We start from the raw sequence: 1,484 nt of genomic DNA on the forward strand, positions 1-1,484 counted from the left end.
GACCCGGAGCGCGTCGGCATCTGCCACTGCACCGATTGCCAGGTGCTCACCGGGTCGGCGTTCCGGGTCACGGTGCCCGCGCCGGCAGCCGACTTCAAGCTGCTGACCGGTACACCTCGGACTTACGTCAAGACGGCCGAAAGCGGCACCCGCCGCCGCCATGCGTTTTGCCCGAACTGCGGTACGCCGGTGTCGGCCAGTGCCGATGCCGATGACCCGCCGAGTTATTCACTGCGGGTCGGGTGCCTGGCCCAGAAAGCGCAGTTGTCACCTCGGCGACAGATCTGGTGCCAGTCGGCACTGCCGTGGTCGCGCGACATCAGCGCGGTGCCGGGCACGGAGCGGCAATAGATCACCAATTCCCGTCGCTTTGGCGCCACCACCCCCCCGAATGGGTGATCGCCGGCCGGCGRGGCGGCCGCGATGATGCCTGTCAGAGCGGTTGCCAAGACAAAGCATTCCGGGTGACAACCCCAACCGCCGAACACAGCCAGCCTGCAGCGAGCCCCCTTGCTGCATGGCCACCGAACAGAGTGTTAGGTTGTGGAGGGTCTGCCTGAGCCGCATGGCGAAGACCCGGCGCATCGGTCGCCGGGCTGCCATGCGGCCCGTCAGCTGGCAGGCTGACCAGTGCCTCAAGCGCCCGCTCCCGATTCAGAGCCTTCGAGCGCCAGCCGCGGCCGGCGGGTTGAGGCCGTCACAATCGGGGTAGGCATTGCCGCCCGAGACGACCACCCGCTCATGCCCATGCTGCGACGCATCCACCACGCCGCGATCATCTGTTCCGACTACGAGGTCTCCAAGCGCTTCTACACGCAGACGCTGGGCCTCGAAGTGCTGGCCGAGAACTACCGCGCCGAGCGCAAATCGTTCAAGCTCGACCTGGGCCTGCCCGATGGCTCACAGGTCGAGCTGTTCTCGTTTCCCGGCGCGCCGGCTCGCCCGTCGCGCCCCGAGGCGCAAGGCTTGCGGCACCTGGCGTTTGCGGTGGACGATGTCGCCCTTTGCAAGCAGGCGCTGGAAGCCCAGGGCGTTGCGGTGGAGCCGATCCGTGTCGACGAATACACCGGCCGGCGCTTCACCTTCTTTGCTGACCCGGACGGCCTGCCGCTGGAGCTCTACGAAGAGGCGCCACCGCAGTCCGAGGGCTGAGGCTACAGCGCGGCGTAGGCCACCGCTACGCCGGCGGCCAGCCTGGCGTTGTTCAGCACCAGCTGGATGTTGCCGGCCAGGCTGACGCCGCCGGTCAGCGCATTCACGCGGGCCAGCAGGAACGGCGTCACCGCCTTGCCGCTCAAGCCTTGGGCTTGCGCATCGGCCAACGCCTGCTCGATGGYCCGGTTGACGGTCTCTTCGGGCAGTGCAAATTCGGCGGGGATCGGGTTGGCGACAACCATGCCGCCGTTGAAGCCCAGCGCCCACTGGGCCTTCATCACGCGGGCGATTTCGGCCGGCTCTTCCAGCCGCGCATCCAGGTCCAGCCC

General features: G+C 68.0%; 3 protein-coding genes. 2 read left to right on the plus strand and 1 reads right to left on the minus strand.

Annotated features, from left to right (window positions below; genetic code table 11):
* Both AC1DYI_RS35345 and gloA2 read left to right on the plus strand, forming a co-directional pair.
* Positions 1–351 (plus strand): GFA family protein (locus AC1DYI_RS35345; RefSeq protein WP_477208762.1); only part of this gene is annotated, 351 nt, incomplete at its 5' end.
* A 396-nt stretch (positions 352–747) separates the two neighbouring features.
* Positions 748–1,152 carry an SMU1112c/YaeR family gloxylase I-like metalloprotein gene (gloA2, locus tag AC1DYI_RS35350; RefSeq protein ID WP_477208763.1) on the plus strand — a complete coding sequence of 135 codons (405 nt, stop codon included), beginning with the start codon at positions 748–750 and terminating at the stop codon, positions 1,150–1,152.
* A 2-nt stretch (positions 1,153–1,154) separates the two neighbouring features.
* Here gloA2 and AC1DYI_RS35355 read toward each other — a convergent pair.
* On the minus strand, positions 1,155–1,484 hold a 330-nt coding region (locus AC1DYI_RS35355; RefSeq protein WP_477208764.1), incomplete at its 5' end, for a pseudouridine-5'-phosphate glycosidase.

Source organism: Ideonella sp. P3_A4, from assembly GCF_056403075.1.